The organism is Roseateles sp. P2_H4 (genome assembly GCF_056403315.1).
This window is the reverse complement of record NZ_JBFUFR010000075.1, coordinates 1-16,245: the sequence shown is the minus strand read 5'-3', so window position 1 is coordinate 16,245 and position 16,245 is coordinate 1. Positions and strand designations below refer to the sequence as shown.

Genomic DNA, 16,245 nt, shown 5'->3' with positions numbered 1-16,245 from the left:
CTGCGAGCCTCCGACCCGCATGCCCAGATCGTCGGTTTCTACGCCGGTCCGAATGAAGAGCACCCCGAGGTGCCGAGCGCCGAGATCATCAACGACGGCGCCAACCTGACGGAAGCCGCGCTGAAGCACAACGTCGATGAAATCGTCGTCGCCTTGAGCGAGCGCCGTGGCGGCAGCATGCCGCTGCGCCAGTTGCTGGACTGCAAGCTGTCGGGCGTGCGCGTGGTGGATATCGCCACCCACTTCGAAAAGACGCTGGCCCAGATCAACATCAAGCATGTCAACGCCGGTTGGCTGGTGTTTGGCGATGGTTTCAGCCAGGGCATGCTGCGTGCCGCGATCAAGCGTGTTTGCGACGTCATCTTCGCCGCACTGATCCTCGCGGTGACCTGGCCCATCATGTTGGTCACGGCCTTTGCCATCCGCTTCGAGTCGCGCGGCCCCGTGCTGTACCGCCAGGAGCGCATCGGCCTGAATGGCGTGCCCTTCAACGTCATCAAGTTCCGCAGCATGCGCACGGATGCCGAGAAGGATGGCAAGCCGCGCTGGGCGACCAAGAACGATGATCGCGTGACCCGCATCGGCCGCTTCATCCGCAAGGTCCGCATCGACGAACTGCCCCAGCTCTTCAATGTGCTGTGGGGCGAGATGAGCATGGTCGGCCCGCGTCCGGAGCGCCAGTTCTTCGTCGACGAACTGATCAGCAAGATTCCCTATTACGCCGTGCGCCACAGCGTGAAGCCGGGCGTGACCGGCTGGGCCCAGGTGCGCTATGAATACGGCTCGACCATCGAAGACTCAGTCGAGAAGCTTCAGTACGACCTGTACTACGTCAAGAACCACTCGCTCTTCCTTGATCTGCTGATCATGCTGGAGACGGTGGCCGTGGTGCTGACCGGCAAGGGCGCTCGCTGATCGCGACGGCGCTTCGGCGTAAGCGCCGATGCCCCGAAAGCCGGGGGCATGCTTGAATGACGCATGTCTCTCGTAGTCGATTTGGAATCTGCCCCAGGTGCCATGGTTGAGGCGCTTGCCCCCTTCCTCTCCCTGAGCAGCGTCGGCGACCTGATCTGCTGCGTGGCCTACGGGCTGTTCGCGCTCTACTTCGCGCAACGGGTGCTGCGCGGCAACGTGCCGGTTTCGCTGCTCGCCGTCGTGTTCCTGGCCGCATTGACGACCAGCGCCGTCTGGTCTGGCCTGGCCTTGGTCGACGAACTGCGGCATTGGTCGGATCGCCTGCCGACCTGGCTCGTTCCGACGCTCGATCTGCTGCGTTTCGGCTTCTGGTTTGCCTTCATGCTGATGCTGCTGCCGCCGCCGCGGCGTGGCGGGGGGCTGGGTTGGGTGCGCTCAATCACCGCCGTTGCGGTGCTGGCGCGCCTGGTGCTGATCCTGTTGAGCGAGAACCAGCCTGCCGAGAGCCTGGCCCGTCCCCAGGCCTTCGCGGCTCTGGGCCTCGCGGTGTTGGGCCTGGTCCTCGTCGAGCAGATGCTGCGCAATGCGACGGGCGACGCGCGCTGGAATGCCAAGCCGGTCTGCCTGGGCTTGGGCGCCATCTTCGTCTTCGATCTCTTCATCGGCTCGCAGGCGGCGCTGTTCCAGCGTTTCGACGGCGATGCGATCAGCGTGCGCTCGCTGGTTCACGCAGCGGCGGTGCCCTTGCTTTATGTGGCGTCCCGCCGCCATGCCGACTGGCTTGGCAAGCTGCATGTGTCGCGCGCCGCGGTCTTCCATTCGGCGACGCTGCTGCTGGTCGGCGCCTACCTGCTGATGGTGGCCGGCGTGGGCTATTACGTGCGCTACACCGGCGGCGAATGGGGGCGGGCACTGTCCGTCGCCCTGGTCTTCGTCGCGCTGGTGGCGCTGACACTGTTGATTGCCTCCGGCTCGATGCGCGCCCGCCTGCGTGTCTACATCAGCAAGAACTTCTTCAGCTACCGCTACGACTACCGTGAGGAGTGGCTGCGTTTCACGCAGATGCTGTCCGGCAGTGCCGAGCCGCAGCACACGGCCGAGACCGTCGTGCGTGCGCTGGCCAATCTGGTCGAAAGCCCCAGCGGCATGTTGTGGCTGCAGCGCGCTGCCGGCGGCGACTTCGTGCAGGCCGCCCGCTGGAACCTGCCCGCCCAGCTGGGCAGCGAGACGCGCGACGGCGCATTGGCCGCGTTCTGGCGCGAGCGCGCCTGGATCGTCGACGTGGACGAATGCCGTGAACGCCCCGATGCCTATCCCGGTCTTGAGTTGCCGGTCTGGCTGGCCGAGGAACCGCGCTGCTGGCTGCTGGTGCCGCTGCTGGTACGCGACGCCCTGATCGGCTTTGCGGTGCTGGGGCGGCCGCGCGCCGTCGTCGAGCTGAACTGGGAAGTGCGCGACCTGCTGCGCACGGCCGCCAGCCAGGCCTCGGGCTATCTGGACCAGGCCCAGGCCACGGAGGCCCTGCTGGAGGCGCGCAAGTTCGATGCCTTCAACCGCATGTCCGCCTTCGTCGTGCATGACCTGAAGAACATCGTCACCCAGCTCTCGCTGATGATGAAGAACGCCAAGCGCCTGCGCGACAACCCCGAGTTCCAGCAGGACATGCTGGACACGGTGGAGAACTCGCTGGAGAAGATGCGCCAGCTGATGCTGCAACTGCGCGAGGGTGACAAGCCGCACGGCGTGACCAGCGGGGTCGACCTGGAACAGATCGCCAAGGGCCTGGCTGCGGCGGCTGCCAGCAAGGGCAGGGTGCTGGAACTGGTGCTGCAGGGCGGCGTCAGCACGCGCGGCCATGCGGAGCGGGTGGAGCGCGTCCTCGGCCACGTGGTGCAGAACGCTTTCGACGCCACGCCGGCGAGCGGCCGCGTCTGCCTGACGCTGGATGCCCAGGGCAGCCAGGCCCGCGTTCGCGTGGAGGACAGCGGCTGCGGCATGAGCGAGGATTTCATTCAGAATCGCCTCTTCAAGCCGTTCCAGACCACCAAGGCCAGCGGCATGGGCATAGGTGCCCACGAGAGCTATCAATACGTACAGGAACTGGGAGGCAAGATCAGCGTGCAGAGTGAATTGAACCGGGGCACCACGGTGACCCTTTTGCTCCCGCTGTTCCATGCGCAGGCGGACGCACCCTTGACGGCGCTGGACGTCCAATGAGCACGCCCCGCCATGCGCCGCTGCTGATCGTCGAGGACGATCTGGCCTTGCAGAAGCAGCTCAAGTGGTCGCTGGACCGTTTCGAGTCCGTCACTGCCGATGACGTCGCCAGTGCCGTGCTTCAGTTCCGCCGTCACAGCCCCGCCGTTGTCACGATGGATCTCGGCCTGCCGCCCGACCGGGATTCGGTGTCCGAGGGCTTCAAATGCCTGGAAAAGCTGCTGGAGCTCGACCCGGGCGTGAAGGTCATCGTGCTGACCGGCCAGAACGACCAGGACAACGCGCTGCGCGCGATCCGCACGGGGGCCTACGATTTCCTCGCCAAGCCCGTCGACCCTGACGTGCTCAGCCTGACGGTCGAGCGTGCCTACCGCCTCTATGAGTTGCAGCAGGAGAACCGCCGCCTGCAGATGCAGCAGAGCAGCGATGTCTTCTCGGGCCTGATCACCCGCGACCCGGGCATGCAGCGTGTCTGCCGCATGATCGAGAAGGTGGCGCCCAGCGACGCGACCGTGCTGCTGCTCGGCGAGAGCGGCACCGGCAAGGAAGTGCTGGCCCAGGGCCTGCATGACGCCTCCAAGCGCAAGGGCCGCTTCGTCGCCATCAACTGCGCAGCCATCCCCGAGACGCTGCTGGAGAGCGAGCTCTTCGGCTACGAAAAGGGCGCCTTCACCGGCGCCAACAAGTCCACCCTCGGCAAGATCGAGACCGCCAACGGCGGCACGCTGATGCTCGACGAGATCGGCGACCTGCCCATGCCGTTGCAGGCCAAGCTGCTGCGCTTCCTGCAGGAGCGGGTCATCGAACGTGTCGGCGGCCGCCAGGAGATCCCGATCGACGTGCGCGTCGTCGGCGCCACCCACCAGGACTTGAAGACGCGCATCACCGACGGCCGCTTCCGCGAAGACCTCTACTACCGCCTGGCCGAGATCGTCGTCGAGATCCCGCCGCTGCGTGATCGCGTGGGCGACCCGGTCCTGCTTTCGCACGCCTTCGCGCGTCGCTTCGCGACCGAGATGCGCCGGCCCGTGCCGACGTTGTCTGACGACGCCGTGCGTGCACTCGAGACCCATCGCTGGCCGGGCAATGTGCGCGAGCTGCAGAACATGCTCAAGCGCGCCGTCATCATGGCCGAGGAAGACCGCATCACGGCCCCGGACCTCGGCCTGCGTGCCAGCGCGGCGCCCGCCGACGACAGCGCGACGCTGGACCTGCGTACCGTGCGTGAAAACGCTGAACGCCAGGCCCTGATCACGGCGCTCGCCCGCACCGATGGCAACATCGTCCGTGCGGCCGAATTGCTGGGCATCAGCCGCCCGACCCTTTACGACATGATGAATCGGTTGCAGATCAAATGAGCGTCCTGGTGCGCTCGTTGCCTGTCCGGCTGGGCGGCGCAGTGCTCGTGATCGGCGCCTTGCTGACCGGTTGCATGGGCCCATCCGCGCCGCAGATGCTCGAGTCTGGCAAGGCGCGCATGCAGAAGGCGGAATACAAAGCCGCCGCCATCGAGTTCAAGAATGCCTTGCAGAAGGATGCCTCGCTGGTCGAGGCGCGCTTCTGGCTCGGCAAGGCGCTGCTGGAAAGTGGCGATGTGCAGGGGGCCTGGGTCGAGTTGTCGAAGGCGAGGGAAGGCGGCTACAACAACGACGACCTGGCGCCGGTGATGGCTGCGGCGCTGATCCTGCGCGGCGAAGTGGCCAAGTTCATCGGCGAGTACGCAGACGTCCGGCTTGCTGATCCCAAGCGCCAGTCGGAGTTGAAGGCTGCGCTGGCCACGGCCTACGGGTCCAGGGGTGAGCATGTTCAGGCCAGGGCTGCGGCAGACGCGGCTTTGCAGGCCGACCCCGGCAACATCGCTGCGCAACTGATCGTTGCCCGTCTGCTGCTCATCGCGGGCGACAAGACCGCCGCGATGGAGCAGGTGGAAGCGACGATGAAGGCGCATCCCGAATCCGCACAGCCGTGGCTGTCAAAGGCCGAGCTGCTGCAGAGCAGCGGTGCCGAAGCTGGCGAAGTGATGGCGGCTTACCGGGAGGCCCTGAAGCGGGAGCCGGCCAACAGCACTGCCCACGTGGGCATCGTCGGCCTGCTGATGCAGCAGCGTGACTTTGACGGTGCTCAAAAGCAGCTGGCCGAGCTGGAAAAGCAGGCCCCCGGCAACTTGCAGGGGCGCTATTTCAACGCATTGCTGGCCCTGGAACGCAAGGACCTCAAGACGGCATACGAAGCATCCCAGCAGTTGCTGAAGGCGGGGTCGGGGAATCCGCGCTTTCTTCATTTGGCCGCTGCGGTCGAGTACGAGCGTGGCGCCTATTTGCAGGCCATCGTGTATCTGAGCAAGGCGCTTCCGAACTCGAAGACGCCCATCAGCATTCGCGTGCTGATGGCGCGCGCGCAATTGAGGGCAGGGGATGCCCGCAAGGCCTTGTCGTTTGTGCAACCCCTGCTCGATGGCGGGGCGCCCCTGCCGGCGGAGGTGTACTCGGTGGCGGCAGATGCCTATCTGCAGATGGGCAATGGGGATGCCGCCAGGAAGATGTTTGCCAAGGCGGTACAGGTCAACCCGAAGGACGCTCGTGGTCGTACCGCGCTCGCGCTGGCCCAGCTTGGCGAAGGTCGCACCGAACAGGCGATGGTGGAGCTCAAGGGCATCGCCACCGCGGCTGGCGAAGGCGCTGCCGAGGCCGAAGTCGTCATGGCCATGGCGCATCTGCGCGGCGGTCGCATGAGCGAGGCGCTCGCTGCTGCCGATGCCATCGAACGCAAACACCCGGATGCGCCGGTAGCGCCCTTCCTGCGGGCGCAGGTCGAAGGGCGCCTGGGGCATGCGGACAAGGCTCGCGCTCAGCTCGAAATGGCCGTCGGTCTGCAGCCGACCTATCTCCCCGCCGTGTCCGCCCTCGCCGTGATGGACCAGAACGAAGGCAAGCCGGCTGCGGCCGTCTCGCGCTACGAGAAGCTGGTGGCCGCCGACCCGCAGTCAGCGCAGGCGCTGACCGGGCTGATTTCGGCGCGGGCACGGGCCGGCGCCAAGGCGGAGGACGTCAAATCCCAGCTCGAAGCGGCCGTCAAACGCTTCCCGGACGCCGAGGTGCCGCGTATTGCGCTGGCGTCGGCGTTGCTGGAGCGCGGCGAGGCCAAGGCCGCACTCCTGGTCGCCAATGAAGGGGCAACCCGCTTTCCGGACAGCGGCCGACTCCAGGAGATGGTGGGTGTCGCCGAGCTGAGTGCCGGCAACTTCAGCCAGGCCATCCAGGCGTTCAACAAGATGGCTGCGCTGCAGCCCAATACGGCGGAACCGCTGGTGCGCCTGTCCGAGGCGCATCTGGCGCGCAAAGACGTGGCTGCAGCCATCGCCCAGTTGCGCAAGGCGGTCGGCATCAAGCCTGACGCCGTGCCCGTGCAAGCGAGTCTGATCGCCCTGCTGTCGCGCAGCGGCAGGATGGACGAAGCCTTGGCTCAGGCCAAGAGCGTGCAGACCCTGATGCCGTCCGAGCCTTACGGTTGGACCTTCGAAGGCGATCTGCAGGCGTCCAAGGGCAACAAGCCCGCCGCAGTGGCTGCGTTGCAGGCCAGTTTCGCCAAGCGCCCGATGGTCGAGACCGCGATGAAGCTGCATCGGGCGCTCCTCGCGGCGAACCGATCCGCGGAAGCGGGCAAGCTGGTGGCGGACTGGCTGGCCAGGCAACCCGACGATCCGGCATTCCATTTCTACCTTGGCGACGTGGCCATGGGGCGCAAGGACTACGACCAGGCCGAGCAGGAGTACCGCAAGGTGATTGCCGCCGCGCCCAGGCATGCGGTGGCCTTGAACAATCTGGCCTGGGTGTTGAATCGCGCCGGCAAGCCCGGCGCGCTCGAGACCGCGGAGAAAGCCCTGGCCCTGGCGCCCAATGCCACCGCCTTCATGGACACGGTTGCCGAGATCCAGGCGAGCTCGGGGCAATGGGACAAGGCCTTGGCGATGCAGAAGCGCGCGATCGAACTCGATCCGGATCAGCCCACGCATCGCCTGCACCTGGCCCAATACTTGATCAAGAATAGCCAGAAGGCTTCGGCGAAGGCGGAGTTGGAACGCCTGGCCCAGTTGGGCGGGGCGTTCCCTCGCCAGGACGAGGTACAGAAGCTGATGTCCGGGCTCTAGTCCGGCATCGGGAGCTGCGGCTCCAGTCATTTCCATTTACGAGCTGTCATGCAGATCAAGCAAGCGAGTCTTCGCAAGCGGATGCACCAGGCGATGCGCCGGTTGTTCGGGCGACTGCCACGGGACACGCGACATGCCATCTATCGAGGCATGATCGACTGTGATCCTGCGCCCGACGCGCGACTTGAACTCAAGGTCGCCGAGACCCGCGAGGAACTGGAGGATTGCTTTCGCATCCTGCACGATGCCTATGTCGCCAGTGGCTTCATGAAGCCTTCGCCGTCGGGCTTGCGCGTCACGATGTACCACGCGCTGCCCACGACGACGACGCTCTGCGCGAAGTACGACGGCCGCGTCGTCGGCACGATGTCCATGATCCGCGAGGGCGTGTTCGGATTCCCGCTGCAGTCGGTCTTCGACCTCAGCGAGGTGCGCGCCAAACAGGGCCAGATCGCCGAGATTTCAGCGCTGGCAGTGCATCCCGACTTCCGCAAGACGGGCGGCGCCATCCTGTTCCCGCTGATGAAGTTCATGTACGAGTACTGCACCGAGTACTTCGATACCCGCCACCTCGTCATCGCGGTCAATCCGGACAAGATCGAGCTCTACGAATCGCTGCTGTTCTTTGAAAGACTGCAGGAGACGGTGGTCGACAACTACGACTTCGCCAATGGTGCGCCGGCCGTCGGTGCCACGCTGGACCTGCCGGTCGCCAAGGAGATATTCCGGCGCGTCTATGGCAAGCGCAAGGAACGCAAGAACCTTTCCCATTACTTCGTCCAGCTGCGCCTGCCCAACATCAAGCTGCCCAAGCGCCGCTATTTCACGACCAACGACCCGGTCCTGACGCCGGCCATCCTCGACTATTTCTTCAATCAGCGCAGCCAGGTCTTCGAAGAGATGGACGACCGTCGCAAGGCCCTGCTGTGGTCCATCTACGATCAGCCCGAGTTCCGCAGCGTGCTGCCCATGATGAGCGGCTCGGCCACGGGCTTCCATCCGATGCGCCGGCACCAGCGCTTCTCCTTGCGCTGCCCGGCCGAGTTGCGTGTGCGGGTCGAAGACGGTGAGCGTTCGATCGTGATGACCGTCATCGAGATCTCGCTGTCGGGCTTCCAGGCGCAGTCCAAGCTCGATATCCCGGTGGGTGCCGATGGCGCGGTCCGGGTGGAGTTGGGCATGCAGGACAGGGCCACGCTGGAGGTGAAGGTGATGCGGCATCACCACTCCGATACCGGCGAGTTCTATGGTTTCCGGGTGGATGAGCCCGACGAGGTCTGGCGCCGCGCCGTCAGCGCGCTCGAAACCGAGCATGTCGCAGGCGATTTGTAGCCCTGACCACGGCCGCCTGCCCCTGAGCGCGGCCAGGCGCTGCCAAGATGTACGGATGCTGCGGCGCTGCCTTTGCGTCTGAAGTCCATTTCACCCTTGCGATCGGATGCGATGAACCCGAGTTGGCGTCACCTGATACTGTTGCTCGGCGCTGTGCCCGTTGTGGGCAAGGCTGCCGATCTGCCGGCCCTGATCGAGCGCAGCAAACCGTCGGTGGTCCTTGTCGGCACCTATTCGCCGACCGACAGCCCGCGCTTTGGTTTTCGCGGCACGGGTTTCGTCGTGGACGACGGCAAGCTCGTCATCACCAACGCCCATGTCCTGCCTTCGCCGGAAGTGACCGAGGCCGAACAGCGCGTCAGCATCCAGGTGCGCTCCGTGGGTGGCGAGTGGGCCCTGCCTCAGCCTGCCCGGGTCGCCGCGCTCGACCGCGTCCATGACCTGGTCGCGCTGAGATTCGACGGTCCGCCGGCACCCGCCTTGCGCATTGCAGGCGCCACGGTGCGTGAAGGTCGCGCCGTGTTGCTGATGGGTTTCCCCGTGGGCGGTGCGCTCGGTTTCTCCACGGTGAGCCATCGCGGCATCGTTTCCGCGGTGACGCCGATCTCCTTGCCGGCCAGCAACTCGCGCAGCCTCGATCCACGCGCCCTGCGGCAGTTGCGGGCCGGCAGCTTCGACATCCTGCAACTCGATGCGACCGCCTATCCGGGCAACAGCGGCGGCCCTGTGCTCGACCAGGAAAGCGGCGAAGTCGTGGGTGTCGTCAATATGGTGCTGACCAAGGCGGGCAAGGAATCGGCGCTGACCCAACCCACCGGCATCAGCTACGCCATCCCGGCCACGCTGCTGGCGCCGCTGATCGAATCGGCCAGGGCGGCGAAATGAGCGTCGTGGCGCTGCAGGGGTCCAAGGGCCTGTCGAGTTTTTTTACACCCACGCACGGTGTCGCGGAATCGGTCACGAGCTCAAAATTTAAGTCGTTGATTCGAAACGAGTTTTTTTAAAATCGCGAAGTTGGCACGCAAGCTGCTTTTGTGATGCTGTCTAAACGCTTTTCGGTCCCCGAAGGAGTCCAAATGAACAGCATCTCCCGCATCTCCCTGCTTGCTGCCGGCGTCGCCCTGGCATGCGGCTCCACGGTCGCCCGTGCCGACGCCGTCGCTCAAGCAGTCCTGAACGTCAGCAATTTCCACTTCGCAGTGGGCAACGGCAACGCCACCCGTGCAGCTGACGGCTCGCTGATCGGCGTCGTTGGCATCACCAACGCGACGACCACCGGTGACTCGTTCGCCAAGCTCAACGGCGTCGTTGACAACGGCAGCCTGTTCGGCGCGATCGGCCAGCAGTCCCTGGTTGGCAACACCGCCACGTATGTGCCGGGCGCCATCCTGGCTGGCAACCCCGTGGCAACGTACGCCGCTTCCACCGCTGACCAGACCGGCAACTCGCTGGTGGCCACCGCAACGGCCAAGACCGACGCGATCGTGTCCCTGGCACCGTCGGGCGATGGCTCGACGCAAGGCAACGTGAACTTCAACGCACGTTTCACGCTGAACAACGCTGTTGCTGGTACCAAGGTCGAAATCGCCTTCGACGCCAACTCGTATCTGCGCGCCATGCTGTCCAGCAACGGCATCGTCCCGCCGACGGCCACCGCTGCTTACAGCTTCGTCATCTCGCTGGTTGACCAAAACGGCGACCCGGTCTTCGAATGGGCCCCCAACGGCGCAGCCGGTGGCATCACTGGCGGTACCGAGTACGCCGATGCTTTCCGCATGACGTCCACCCGTTCGGCCCTGGCCGCTGGTGATGACTTCACCGTGAACAACGCGACCGGTCTGTTCCAAGCCGAGACCGATGGCCTGGCTGTGGGTATCTACACGGTGTCGATTCGCCAGACCGTGACCGCTGACGCCTTCCTGAAGGTTCCTGAGCCGGCATCGCTGGCTCTGGTTGGCGCCGCCCTGCTGGGTGTTGGTGCCGTCGGCCGCCGTCGCGCCAAGAAGCAGTAAATCTTGATCGGGCGAAAGCCCGCTCACAAAAAAGCGCGGCTTGCCGCGCTTTTTTCATTGGTGAATCGCCATTCGCTTGCGGGGTATGAAGCGGCATCTGCCCGGTTACGATGCGCGCCGATCACCCATCAAAGATGCCTCGGGTGACCTGTCAAAGAACCGTGGGAGAACATGTGTCAATGAAAACAGGGTTGCACCRTGGCTTGGTGGGAACGGCGGTGGTGTTGGCGGCGCTGACGGGTTGTGTGCGTGAGCCCACGGAAGCCGAACTGATCGCGTCAGCGCGAAAGAATCTTGCCGAAGGCAAGACGCCAGCGGCGGTGATCCAGATTCGCAATGCGCTGGAAAAAAACGCGCAATCTGCCGAGGCGCGCTTCCTGATGGCGGAGGCGCTGCTCGCCAACTTTGAATTCGCGGCGGCGCAGGACGAATTCCGGCGCGCGAAGGCTGCCGGATATCCGGATCAAGCGGTCGTTCCGCCGCTGGCACGCGCCATGTTGTTTCTCGATCAAGCCAAGAAGGTGATCGAAGAGTTCGGCGCGAAGCGGTTTGACGACAAGCTTGCGGATGCCGACCTGAGTCTCTCCCTGGCGAAGGCCTATGGATTCCAGGGCGATGCCGCCAAATCGGAGCAAGAGCTGAAGCGATCGTTGCAGGCGCGGCCCGACTACCCGGCCGCGCTGCTGTTCAAGGTCCGCTCCATCGTGTTGAAGCAGGGCGTGGACGCTGCACTTGAGGAGCTGCAAAGTCACAAGGAGCTGTTCACCAAGAGTTCCGAGGCGGCCTACCTTGAGGGCTCCCTCAAGCTCAATGGCAAGAATGATGTCGATGGAGCGACCGAGGCCTTCAAGCGCTCGGTGGCGCTGGATCCCAAGGCCATCCAGGCGCACGGATCGCTGATCGCGGTCTATCTCTACAAGAAGGACATGGACTCGGCGCGCAAGCAGGTGGAACTGCTGAAGAAGGCCCATCCCAACGCCCCGGTCTCCAAGACCTACGAAGCGGAACTGGCCCTGCTTGAGGGCGATTTCCAGAAGGCGCGAACCCTGACCTCCCAGGTCCTGCAGGTCGCACCCAAGAGCGTTCGTGCGATGTATATCGCGGCTTCTGCCGAGCTGCAGCTGAAGAACAGCTTCCAGGCCGTCACCCTGTTGCAGAAGGCCCTGGCTTTGCAGCCCGACCTGCACGAGGCCAGCAAGCTGCTGACCCGCGCCTACGTCCAATCGGGCCAGGCCCCGCTCGCCCTCAAGGCCGTCGCGCGCGCGCTCGAGCGTGCGCCGGCCGATGTGGAGTTGCTGTCCCTGGCGGCAGAGGCCAATCTGCAGATGGGCGAGGCTCAGAAGGCCGAAGCCCTCTACAAGAAGGCCCTGGCCCTCAAGCCGGAGGACACGCGGACCCAGACCGCCCTGGCGCTGGCCCTGCTCGCCAAGGGTCAGGAGTTGGAAGGTTTGCGCCAGCTGGCTGCGATCTCCCAGCAGGACGCCAGCCCGATCGCCGACATGGTGCTGATGAGCTCCTATCTGGCCCGGGGCGAGGTGGACAAGGCGCTGGCCACGGTGGATGCCGTGGAAAGGAAGCAGCCCAGCAAGCCGGCAGGGCCGTTCGCACGCGGGCGCATTCTGATGCTCAAGGGCGACAACGCGGGTGCGCGGGCCGCCTTCCAGGAGGCGCTGAAGCGCGATGCCTCCTACATCCCGGCCATGAACAATCTGGCGCTGCTGGATCTGCGCGATGGCAAGGCGGATGACGCGCGCGGACGCTTCCAAGCCGTGCTGAAGGCGGACCCCGGCAATGTCGCGGCGCTGATGTCCCTGGCCGACGTGATGGCGACCCAGAACGGCCCTCAAGCGGAGATCACGTCGCTGCTCGACCGCGCCATCACTGCGGATCCCTCCGATCCTGCGCCGCGCCAGATGCTGATCGAGTATCTGCTCTTGCAGAAGAGCTACACCGCGGCGGTGGCTGCCGGCCAGAAGGCAGTCGCGACCATGAACTCCAATCCCGAGTTGTTCAATGCCCTCGGCCGGGCGCAGTCGGCGGTCGGTGAGAGTGCCCAGGCCCAGGCCAGTTTTGCGAAACAGGCGCAGCTTCAGCCATCGGCTACGGCCCCGTACATGGGCGCTGCAGACGCCTATCGGCGCGCCGGCGATCGTGCCAATACCGTGCGCAGCCTGCGCCAAGCGCTGACCCTCAACCCCCAGCTCCTCGCGGCGCAGGAGATCCTGTTCGGTATGGAGCTGCGTGCCGGACGGTTCCCGGCCGCCCTCGAGATTGCCAAGGAGGTGCAGCGCCAACGCCCCACCCAGGCCCAGGGCTATCAGTGGGAAGGTGCGGTGCATGGCACGCAGCGCCGCTGGGATGAGGCCATCGCGGTTTACAAGCGCGGCATCGACAAGCTGCGGGCCGACAAGCGTGACGCCTCGTCGCTGGCGGGACTGCTGCATCAAAGCCTGGTCGCGGCGAAGCGGGACGCCGATGCCACGCGCTTCGCGCGCGACTGGCTGCAGAGCAATCCAGCTGACCTGGGCTTCAGGCTGGCCCTGGGCGATGCCGCGATGGCGCGCCAGGACTGGGACGGGGCCGAGCAGCAATATCGCGCCGTGCTGGAACTGGATGCCAACCACGCGCTGGCCACCAACAACATGGCCGCCATGATGCTCAGGCTCAAGCGCCCGGGCGTTGTGGAGATGGCCGAGCGTGCGGTCAAGCTGGCGCCTGCCAGTGCCGATGCCCTCGATACCCTGATGCTGGGCCTGGCCGCGGAGAAGCAATGGGCACGCGCGGCCGAGGTGCAGCGCAAGCTCATCAGCCTGGTGCCTGGCGCGCCGGCGCTTTGGAGGCTGAATCTGGCGAAGTTGCTGCTGCAGGCCGGCGACAAGTCCGCTGCGGAAGTCGAGCTCAAGGCATTGCAGGCCCTGGGCGGCAAGTTCGACCGTCAGGCCGATGTGGATGAACTGATGAAAAAGCTCTGAGCAATTGGCAGGGCAGGACGCGGCCATGGACTTCGCTTCGCAACTGCGCCAGGGCCTGGCGGTCCTGCAGCCCAAGAGCGTCGAGGACGTTCAGGCGGCTGTCCGCGCCGCGCGGGCCGAGGGCTGGAAGATCTATCCCGTTGCCACCGGGCGCAACTGGGGTTATGGCTCGGAGCGCCCTTTGCCTGCCGGTATTCGCAAGCTGGATATGTCCGGCATGCGCACCATCCTGAATGCCGGGCAGATTTCCCGGGCCGGGCCGGTTGCGGTTGTCGAGCCGGGGGTGACCCAGGGGCAGTTGCAGGAATTCCTGGCGCAATCCCACCCGGACCTGACTTTCAATGTGACCGGCTCGGCGCGGGAAACCAGCCTGATCGGCAATTCCCTGGACCGTGGCGTGGGTTATCTGGGGCCGCGGCGCGACGATCTGTTCGGCTTGGAGGTCGTGATCGGCACCGGTGAGGTCATCCAGACCGGCTTTCGCCGTCTCGGCGAGGACTCGCCGTTGGCCCATTGCCATCCTTTCGGCCTGGGACCGATGCTGGACGGCTTGTTCTTCCAGGGCAATTTCGGCATCGTCACGAGCGCCTGCTTCCGCCTGATGCCTCGCCCTGCCAGCCAGGTGGCGGTCTCGCTGGCGCTGCGTCGAAGCGCCGATCTCGGGCGCTTCATCGACGTGCTGGCCGAGCTGAAGCGCGAGCGCATCATGAGCTCCGTCACCCATGTCGGCAACCAGGCCCGCACGCGCGCCAGCCTGCTCTACGGGATCAGCGACTACCTCGAGCGGCACTGCAAGATGAGCGGTGAAGCGCGAGATGTCGCGGCTCAGCAGGCCCTGCAGCTCGTTGCGCCCCACGAGTGGACCAGCCTGGGAGGCATCAGCGGCACCGCGGCCCAGGTCAGTGCGGCGCTGAAGGAGGTCAAACGCCGCATGGCGGGCCTGGCGGCGGTCAAGACCTTCACCGATCAGAAGCTTGCCAGGGGCTTCGCGCTGCTGCACCCCTTGCGCGGCCTGCCGTGGGCGCGGGCACAGGCGGCGGCCATTGCCGCCGTCACGCCACTCAACGGTCTGGCGTCGGGCGTGCCAACCAATGCGGCCGTCGACAACCTGCTCTGGCGTTACGGGCGTACCGATTTGCCGACCGAGCAACTGGACCAATCGAACTGCGGCATTCTCTATATCAATCCGGCACTGCCCATGAATGGGCAGTTCGTGGCCCGGCTGATATCTGAAATGACCGCGCTCGCGGCGGAATGCGGCTTTCAGCTTTTCGTGACCATCAACATAGAAACCGAAAACTCGCTGGTGGCGATTGCCAATCTATTGTTCGACCGTGCTTCGGCGGCCGAGTCAATCCGGGCGCAGGACTGCGCTGACCGCCTGCACGCCCATATCCGATCGCACCGCCTGGAGGTCTATCGGRCACGGGCCGACATGATGCCCAGCATCGTCGACCCGAGCTCGCCCTACTGGCAAACCGTGGCCAAGCTGAAGCAGTCGCTGGATCCCGATGGCGTCATCGCGCCGGGGCGCTATAACCTTTGTTGACGGGCATCAGCCGGTAAAAAGCACCGTTGCGTGCAAATCTAGCGCGCCATCCTCTGCCTTGGGGGTGGGCACCGCCGTGGCCAAGCCGGTGTGGCATCATTCTCGGCCTTTGGCTGGCGGCGAGCGCATGCTTGTGCGGGCTGTGACAACGACACGGGGATTAGCCTTGAATCAAGCTCTCAAACCATTGCATCCTGCGGTTCTGGTGCCGCGTCCGGCGGCCTTGCGTGCACTCGGTCTTGGCCTTGGTCTTGTTCTCGCAGGCCTCCTGGCGGGTTGTGCCGGCCTGCGTGGCGACTCGTATCCGGCCGCGCCCGCAACGGTGGCCAACGACGACTACAGCTATTTGATCGGCGCGGGCGACAACCTCAACATCCAGGTCTGGCGCAACCCCGAGTTGTCGATGTCCGTGCCGGTCCGTCCGGACGGCAAGATCGCTGCCCCGCTGGTTGACGAGATGGTCGTGCAAGGCAWGACCTCGGTGCAGGTGGCTCGCGAAGTCGAGAAGCAGCTCGGCAAATATGTGCGCGACCCGGTCGTCACCGTCATCGTCACCAACTTCATCGGCCCGTACAGCGAGCAGATCCGCGTTGTCGGCGAGGCGGCCAAACCTCAATTCCTGCCCTACAAGCAGAAGATGACGGTGCTGGACGTGATGATCGCCGTCGGCGGCCTGACGGACTTCGCATCCGGCAACAGCGCCACCATCCTGCGCACGGCTGAAGGCAACAAGCAGTATTCGGTGCGCCTGAAGGACCTGATCAAGCGCGGTGACGTGTCGGCCAATGTCGAGATGCGGCCGGGTGACATCCTCATCATTCCTCAGAGCCTGTTCTGAACTGAAGGGAAGGGGCTCGCGTCTGCCAGCCTCTCCTAGCAATCGCTTTAACCGAGACCGTTCTCCATGGAATTGCTGATTGGTCAGCTTCTGATCATCGTCCGGCGGATGTGGAAATACCGCTGGGTCGGCCTGGTTGTGGCCTGGGTCGCCGGCCTGGTTGGCGCCGTGGTCGTGTTCGTGCTGCCGGACCGCTACGAAGCCAGCGCCCGGATCTTCGTGGACACCCAGTCCATCCTGAAGCCGCTGATGTCCGGTCTGGC

At 65.2% G+C, this 16,245-nt stretch carries 11 protein-coding genes; all 11 read left to right on the top strand.

All coding sequences use genetic code 11. From position 1 onward, the window contains the following. The coding region (locus AC1DW3_RS30010) for a TIGR03013 family XrtA/PEP-CTERM system glycosyltransferase (RefSeq protein WP_477937826.1) at nucleotides 1-915 on the top strand (915 nt) is incomplete at its 5' end. Nucleotides 916-1,017: 102 nt separating this feature from the next. Beyond that, on the top strand, nucleotides 1,018-3,132 hold the full coding sequence (prsK, locus tag AC1DW3_RS30005; RefSeq protein ID WP_477937824.1) for an XrtA/PEP-CTERM system histidine kinase PrsK: 2,115 nt from the start codon (nucleotides 1,018-1,020) through the stop codon (nucleotides 3,130-3,132). Next, on the top strand, nucleotides 3,129-4,490 hold the full coding sequence (gene prsR, locus AC1DW3_RS30000) for a PEP-CTERM-box response regulator transcription factor (RefSeq protein ID WP_477937822.1): 1,362 nt from the start codon (nucleotides 3,129-3,131) through the stop codon (nucleotides 4,488-4,490). Before prsK ends, prsR begins: the two co-directional genes overlap by 4 nt. Next, nucleotides 4,487-7,279 (top strand): XrtA/PEP-CTERM system TPR-repeat protein PrsT, encoded by a 2,793-nt coding sequence (prsT, locus tag AC1DW3_RS29995; RefSeq protein ID WP_477937820.1) that lies wholly within the window; start codon nucleotides 4,487-4,489, stop codon nucleotides 7,277-7,279. Before prsR ends, prsT (AC1DW3_RS29995) begins: the two co-directional genes overlap by 4 nt. 150 nt (nucleotides 7,280-7,429) lie before the next feature. Then, nucleotides 7,430-8,611 (top strand): PilZ domain-containing protein, encoded by a 1,182-nt coding sequence (locus AC1DW3_RS29990; RefSeq protein ID WP_477937818.1) that lies wholly within the window; start codon nucleotides 7,430-7,432, stop codon nucleotides 8,609-8,611. Nucleotides 8,612-8,773: 162 nt separating this feature from the next. Further along, on the top strand, nucleotides 8,774-9,496 hold the full coding sequence (locus AC1DW3_RS29985) for a S1C family serine protease (RefSeq protein ID WP_477937816.1): 723 nt from the start codon (nucleotides 8,774-8,776) through the stop codon (nucleotides 9,494-9,496). 191 nt (nucleotides 9,497-9,687) lie between these two features. Further along, a complete protein-coding gene (locus tag AC1DW3_RS29980; RefSeq protein WP_477937814.1) occupies nucleotides 9,688-10,623 on the top strand; it encodes an EDSAP-1 family PEP-CTERM protein in 936 nt (311 codons plus the stop codon). A gap of 179 nt (nucleotides 10,624-10,802) precedes the next feature. Then, entirely contained in the window at nucleotides 10,803-13,595 is a 2,793-nt protein-coding gene (gene prsT / locus AC1DW3_RS29975) for an XrtA/PEP-CTERM system TPR-repeat protein PrsT (protein ID WP_477937812.1), read from the top strand. A gap of 25 nt (nucleotides 13,596-13,620) precedes the next feature. Beyond that, complete coding sequence (locus AC1DW3_RS29970) at nucleotides 13,621-15,144, top strand: FAD-binding oxidoreductase (RefSeq protein ID WP_477937810.1); 1,524 nt, start codon at nucleotides 13,621-13,623, stop codon at nucleotides 15,142-15,144. Nucleotides 15,145-15,412: 268 nt separating this feature from the next. Continuing rightward, nucleotides 15,413-15,982 carry an XrtA/PEP-CTERM system exopolysaccharide export protein gene (locus AC1DW3_RS29965; protein WP_477937828.1) on the top strand — a complete coding sequence of 190 codons (570 nt, stop codon included), beginning with the start codon at nucleotides 15,413-15,415 and terminating at the stop codon, nucleotides 15,980-15,982. A 66-nt stretch (nucleotides 15,983-16,048) separates the two neighbouring features. Further along, a partial coding sequence (locus AC1DW3_RS29960; RefSeq protein ID WP_477937808.1) for a Wzz/FepE/Etk N-terminal domain-containing protein occupies nucleotides 16,049-16,245 on the top strand: 197 nt, incomplete at its 3' end.